Source organism: Micromonospora sp. DT227 (assembly GCF_049841835.1).
In the GTDB taxonomy this organism is placed as follows: Bacteria; Actinomycetota; Actinomycetes; order Mycobacteriales; family Micromonosporaceae; genus Micromonospora.
On the sequence record NZ_JBNCLA010000028.1, the window covers coordinates 1 to 6,180 of the forward strand.

Genomic DNA, 6,180 nt, shown 5'->3' on the forward strand with positions numbered 1-6,180 from the left:
GGGGCGGTAAGGCGCCCGCTCCGTCTCCACCGGCGGACATCTGACCGCCTCGCCACCCCGCCCGCCTCGCCCGTCGGGCGGGGGGGGGGCCCCCCCCCCCCCCCCCCCCGCCGCCTGGTGGGTCGGCCGGTCATCCCTTCAGGCCGCTGCGGGAGACGCCCTGGATGACGTGACGCTGGGCGAACACGAACAGGATCAGCACCGGTACGCTGGCCAGCATCGCGCCCGCCATGATCACCGGATAGTCGGTCACGTACGCGCCCTGGAGCAGGCCCAGGCCCGCCGGCAGGGTCAGCCGCTCGGGGCTGAACAACACGTAGACCGGCCAGAGGAAGTCGTTCCAGTTGGTCAGGAACGACAACACCGCCAGCGTGGCCAGGGCCGGTTTCGACAGCGGCAGCAGCACCTGCCGGAAGATCTGCCACTGGTTCGCCCCGTCCAGCACCGCCGCCTCCTCCAGCTCGGCCGGGATGGAGAGGAAGAACTGGCGCAGGAAGAACACCCCGAACGCGCTCGCCGCGCCGGGCACGACCACCACGGTCAGCGTGTCGATCCAGCTCAGCTTCTCGGCGATGATGAAGTTCGGGATGATCAGCGAGGTGGGCGGCAGGAACAGCGTGCCCACGATCAGCGCGAACAGCACCTTGCGGCCCCGGAACCGCATCCGGGCCAGCGCGAACGCGGCCATCGACGCGGTGACCAGCACCAGCAGCGTGTGCAGGGTGGCCGCCAGCATGCTGTTGAGGAACCAGCGCAGCACCGGGTTGGCGGTGTTGTTCAGGATCTGGTCGTAGCCGTAGGTGGAGAACGGGTTCGGCAGCCAGCTCGGCGGGACCTGCTGGGCGGCGTCGTACGTCTTCACCGACGTCAACAGCATCCACACCAGAGGGGTCACGAAGATCGCGGTGATCAGGAGCAGTACGGCGTAGCGCACCACCTGACGCACATTCGACATGGTCGTCCCCTCAGTCTTCCCGGTAGCGGAACAGCCGGAAGTTGACGACGCTCACCACGGCCAGCATCAGCGCGAAGAACACGCTCATCGCGGCGGCCCGACCGGCGTCGTAGTCGCGCAGGCCCTCGTCCACGATCCGCCATACCACCGTCCGGGTCTGCTCGCCCGGCGCGCCCTGGGTGATCAGGAACGCCTGCCCGAAGACGTTCGCGGAGGCGAGGATCGTGGTGGTGAGGACGAAGAGCATGACCGGGCGCAGGCCGGGGATCGTCACGTGGCGGAACCGATCCCATCCGCCGGCGCCGTCGACCTTCGCCGCCTCGTACAGCTCCGGCGCGATGTCCTGGAGCCCGGCCAGGTAGATCACCGCGTTGAAGCCGCAGGTCCACCACACCGTCACGCCGACCAGGGAGACCCAGGCCCACGGCACGTCGGTGACCCACGGCGTGTCCGACGGGAGCCCGATCGCGCCGAGCACCCGGTTGACCAGGCCCAGGTTGGCGTCCAGCAGGAAGCGCCAGAGCAGGCCGATCACCGCCACGCCCAGCACGTACGGGGCGAAGAACGCGGCCCGGAAGAACGTGCGGCCGGGGAACGAGCGGTTGAGCAGCAGCGCCAGCCCCAGCGGGATCACCACCAGCAGCGGCACCGAGAACAGCGTGAAGATGCCTGTTGCCCGGACGCTGGACCACCAGTCCCCGTAGATGGCCGAGTCACTGGAGAACAGATCCTGGTAGTTGTCCAGCCCGATGAACGGCCGGTTGGGCAACTGGAGGTCCCACTGGTGCAGACTGATCCAGGCGCCGAACAGGATCGGCGCCAGCCCGAAGACACCGAACAGGACCAGGTACGGCGCGAGGAAGAGGTACGGCGTCGACCGGTTGCCGCGTTCCGTCGCGCCCCGGCGCCGGGTACGCCCCGCCGGGGGCGACGCGCCGTTCCGCGCCGCCCCGACCTCGATCACGTCCGCCACGACGGATCAGTTTCCGTACTTCTTGCGGTTGTCCTCGAGCTGCTTGTTGGCCTTGGCCACGCCGTCGTCCAGCGCCTGCTTCGGCGACTTCTTGTTCAGCGCGGCCTCGTTGAAGGAGTTGTAGAACGTCAGGATGACCTCGCCGAGGCCCGGCGTCGCCGGCGGGAACGCCGCGTACTCCAGCTCCGGGGCGAGCGCGTTGACCTCGGTGAGCGCCTTGAACTCGGCGCTCTCCCGGACCGCCTTACGGGCCGGCACCTGGCCGCCCTTGGCCCAGTCCAGCGAGTGCTGGCTGAGCCAGTTTATGAAGACCTTGGCGCCGGAGACCTTGTTCTCGTTCGCCGAGCGCTGCTTGACGATGGTGAAGTTGTGCGAGTTCGCCCAGGCGGCCTGCTGGCTGCCGATCTGGGGCAGCGGCGCCACGCCCCACTGCACGTTCGGGCTCTTCTTCAGGTCGTTGATCTGCCAGATGCCGTTCCAGTTGAACGCGTTCTTGCCGCTCTTGAACGCCAGGTAGTCGGCGTCCTGGCCGACGTTGGCCGGCGAGTGGCCCTGCTTGATCAGGTCGACCAGCCAGGTGCACGCCTCGACCGCCGGGTCGGAGTTGAACGTCGCCTTGGCCACCTCGTCGTCGAAGAGCTTCCCGCCCCACTGGTGCAGCAGGCTGTAGAACGTCATGCCGCCGGTGAACTGGAACGGGCTGACCCAGAAGCCCTGCACGCCCGACTTCTTCAGCTCGGTCAGCGCGGCGGTGTACTCGTCCTTCGTGGCCGGCGGCTTCTCCGGGTCCAGGCCGGCCTTCTGCATGACCGCCTTGTTGTAGTAGAAGCCCAGCGGGTGCATGTCCAGCGGGATGCCGTACCGCTTCTCGTTGTAGAGCCCGCCCTTCCACACCGTGGGGGCGAAGTCGCCCTCGCTGAGTTCCAGCGTCTTGGCCACGTCGTCCAGCTCGCTGATCGTGCCGCGGGCGGCGAACGTGGCGAGCTGGTCCATGTGCATGACCGCGATGTCCGGCCCGCTGCCGCTGGAGACCGCGCCGGGCAGCTTGCTGTAGTAGTCCGCCCACTCGTAGGTGACCACGCTGACCGCGATGTTCTGGTGCTCGCTGTTGAACTGCTGGACCAGCGTCTTGAAGATCTCGCCGTCGCCGCCGGTGAAGCCGTTCCACAGTTTCAGGTCGACCTTGGGGCCGGTGTAGTCCTTGCCGCCGTTGCCGGCCGAGCCGGCGCGGTCGGGACTGCTGCTGCCGCCACCGCATCCGGCCAGGGTCAGCGAGGCCGCCGCGCCGAGGCCGATGCCGAGGCCGAGCAGGTGCCGCCGGCTCAACTCGTTCTGGATCATGGGAACTCCTTGGGGGACGGATGTGGAGTATGGGCCGGTCACTGCTGAGGCGTGAAGCGCAGCAGGTTCCAGGAGGTGGCGGGGAGCGCCACGGTGCAGCGGCCGCCGTCGAGAGTGGGGGTGGTGAGCTCCCGGGGCGTGACCCGCTCGGGATCCGCCTCGGTGTTCGTGGCGGCCGGGTCGTCCCCGGCCGCGAGCGTGGTGTGCGCCTCCCCGCGCAGCCCCGGCAGGCCGCGCAGGTCCAGGTCGAGCGGGAGGTCCTGCGGACCCCGGTTGACCGCGAAGACGGCCAGCTCGCCGGTCTCCTCGTCGTGCACGGCGACGGTGTCCAGCACCGGCACGTCGCCGTACCGCTTGGTCTCGTACGTCGGGCCGACCGGCTCGGTGCGCAGCACGGTGCCGCGCGCGTACCGGGCGGTCAGCGCGAACGGGTGGAAGATGCTCTGCCGCCAGGCCGGGCCGCCGGTCCGGGTGCGGATCGGGGCGATCACGTTGGCGAGCTGGGCCTGGCAGGCCACCCCGACCCGGTCGGCGTGCCGGAGCAGCGTGATCAGCAGGTCGCCGACCACCACCGCGTCGTCCGCGGTGTAGTCGTCCTCGATCAGGGCGGGCGCCTCCACCCAGCCGCGCCGGTCCAGGTCGGCCTGGAGGCGCGACTGGTACCAGACGTTCCACTCGTCGAAGGAGATCTTCAGCTTGCGCTTCTGCCGCAGCTTGGCGCCGACGTGGTCGGCGGTGGCGGTCACCTCGGTGATGAACGCGTCCATGTCGACGGCGGAGGCGAGGACGCTGGCCCGGTCGCCGTCGGAGGGGTCGTAGTAGGTGTGGGCGGAGATGTAGTCGACGTGCTCGTAGGTGTGCTCCAGCACGGTCGCCTCCCACCCGGCGAACGTGGGCATGCTCCGGTTGGAGCTGCCGCAGGCGACCAGGCTGATCGAGGGGTCGATCATCTTCATCGCGCGGGCGGTCTCGGCGGCCAGGCGGCCGTACTCGTCGGCGGTCTTGTGGCCGACCTGCCACGGGCCGTCCATCTCGTTGCCGAGGCACCACAGCCGCACCCCGTACGGCTGCTCGGCGCCGTGCTTGCGGCGCAGGTCGGAGAGCTGGGTGCCGCCCGGGTGGTTGGCGTACTCCAGCAGGTCGCAGGCCTCGGCGACGCCCCGCGTGCCGAGGTTGACCGCCATCATCGGCTCGACGTCGGCTTCGGCGGCCCAGGTCATGAACTCGTTCAGCCCGAACGCGTTGGTCTCGATCGTCTTCCAGGCCAGGTCGAGCCGGCGCGGCCGGTCACCGGCCGGGCCGACGCCGTCCTCCCAGCGGTAGCTGGACACGAAGTTGCCACCCGGGTAGCGGACCACGGAGACGCCCATCTCCCGGGTCAGGTCGAGCACGTCGCGACGGAAGCCGCGCGGGTCGGCGTCCGGGTGACCCGGTTCGTAGACCCCGCCGTACACGCACCGCCCCATGTGCTCGACGAAGGAGCCGAAGATCCGGCGGTCGGCCGGACCGACCCGGAACGCCGGGTCGACAGTGAGCTGCGCGTTCGGCACGGATGCCACCTTTCCGTCGGAGCTGTTTCCCCGGTGACCGTGGTCACCGTGCCCCTGGTTTCTACAACGTTGTAACCCGCAATGTAAAGAGGTCGTTACGTCGTCGTGACGCGGTAGAGTGCGGCCGGAGCGCTCAGCGGGGAGGGAAGTCCAGTGCGGCACAGGCTCAAGGACGTGGCGGAGCGGGCCGGCGTGTCGGTGAAGACCGTCTCGAACGTCGTCAACGGCTACCAGCACGTGCGCGCCGACACCCGGGCCCGGGTCGAGGAGGCCATCGCCGAGCTGCACTACCGGCCCAACCTGTCGGCCCGCAACCTGCGCAAGGGGCGCACCGGCGTGATCGCGCTGGCCGTCCCGGAGCTCGACATCCCGTACTTCGCCGAGCTGGCCCGGCACGTGGTCGTCGCCGCCGCCGAGCACGGCTGGACGGTGCTGATCGACCAGACCGGCGGCGGCCCGGAGCAGGAGCGCAAGGCCGCCAGCGGGATCGGCGACCACATGATCGACGGGCTGATCCTCAGCCCGCTCGCGCTCACCGCCGACGACCTCGCCAGCCTCGACGGCCTGCCCATGGTGCTGCTCGGCGAGCGCGTCGACCACGGCCCCGCCGACCACGTCATGATCGACAACGTGGCCGCCGCCCGGGAGATCACCGCCCACCTGGTCGGGCTCGGCCGCCGCCGGATCGCCGCCATCGGCTCCCAGCGCACCCCCGAGGGCGCCAGCGCCCGGCTGCGCCTGGCCGGCTACGCGACCGCGCTGGCCGAGGCCGGCATCGAGTACGACGACAGCCTGGTGGCGCCCGCGCCGGCCTGGCACCGCGCGGACGGCGCCGCCGCCATGCGGCACCTGCTCACCGCCGAGGTACGCCCCGACGCCGTCTTCTGCTTCAACGACACGCTCGCGCTCGGCGCGCTGCGCGCGTTGCACGAGGCCGGCCTGCGCGTGCCGGAGGACGTCGCGGTCGCCGGCTTCGACGACATCGAGGACGGTCGGTTCTCGATCCCCACGCTGAGCACGGTCGCCCCGGACAAGGAGCGCATCGCCCGCCTGGCGGTCGAACTGCTCGCCGGCCGTCTCACCGCCGACCGCGACGCCCCGCCCCGCGAACTGGTCGCCCCGCACCGCCTGGCCCTCCGCGAATCCGCCCCCTCTCCTCGCTGATCTTGCAGTTCCCGCCCCGGCATACGGGACATTTGCCCCATGGGTGGGGCCCAAAGTGCAAGATCGCGGGGGTGGGGCGGGGTGGGGCGGGGTCGGGGTGGGGTCGGGGTGGGGTGGGGTCGGGACGCTCCTATGGTGCGTCAAGTGGTTGGGGTGGGTTTTCGAGGCGTCGGTAGAGGTCTCGGGCGATGTAGCGC

Annotated in this window: 5 protein-coding genes; 1 reads left to right on the plus strand and 4 read right to left on the minus strand. The window is 70.3% G+C overall.

Features of this window, described 5'->3' with window-relative positions; all coding sequences use genetic code 11:
• Positions 1–130: 130 nt before the first annotated feature.
• The 4 genes from ACLQ2W_RS33655 to ACLQ2W_RS33670 are packed head-to-tail and all read right to left on the minus strand — an operon-like array spanning position 131 to position 4,819.
• Entirely contained in the window at positions 131–955 is an 825-nt protein-coding gene (locus ACLQ2W_RS33655; RefSeq protein ID WP_357298273.1) for a carbohydrate ABC transporter permease, read from the minus strand.
• A gap of 10 nt (positions 956–965) precedes the next feature.
• Entirely contained in the window at positions 966–1,928 is a 963-nt protein-coding gene (locus ACLQ2W_RS33660; protein WP_425791906.1) for a carbohydrate ABC transporter permease, read from the minus strand.
• A gap of 6 nt (positions 1,929–1,934) precedes the next feature.
• The gene (locus ACLQ2W_RS33665; RefSeq protein WP_425791908.1) at positions 1,935–3,269 is read right to left on the minus strand and encodes an ABC transporter substrate-binding protein; all 1,335 of its coding nucleotides are present in this window, start codon (positions 3,267–3,269) and stop codon (positions 1,935–1,937) included.
• 38 nt (positions 3,270–3,307) lie between these two features.
• On the minus strand, positions 3,308–4,819 hold the full coding sequence (locus tag ACLQ2W_RS33670; RefSeq protein WP_425791910.1) for an alpha-N-arabinofuranosidase: 1,512 nt from the start codon (positions 4,817–4,819) through the stop codon (positions 3,308–3,310).
• Between the two features lie 153 nt (positions 4,820–4,972).
• Here ACLQ2W_RS33670 and ACLQ2W_RS33675 point away from each other — a divergent pair, with 153 nt between their 5' ends.
• The gene (locus ACLQ2W_RS33675; RefSeq protein ID WP_405091323.1) at positions 4,973–5,983 is read left to right on the plus strand and encodes a LacI family DNA-binding transcriptional regulator; all 1,011 of its coding nucleotides are present in this window, start codon (positions 4,973–4,975) and stop codon (positions 5,981–5,983) included.
• The last annotated feature ends 197 nt before the right edge of the window (positions 5,984–6,180 follow it).

Excerpts from the sequence above, each read along its gene's own strand:
- ACLQ2W_RS33655 (WP_357298273.1), bottom strand. The coding sequence starts at position 955 with ATGTCGAATGTGCGTCAGGTGGTGCGCTACGCCGTACTGCTCCTGATC.
- ACLQ2W_RS33665 (WP_425791908.1), bottom strand. The coding sequence starts at position 3,269 with ATGATCCAGAACGAGTTGAGCCGGCGGCACCTGCTCGGCCTCGGCATC.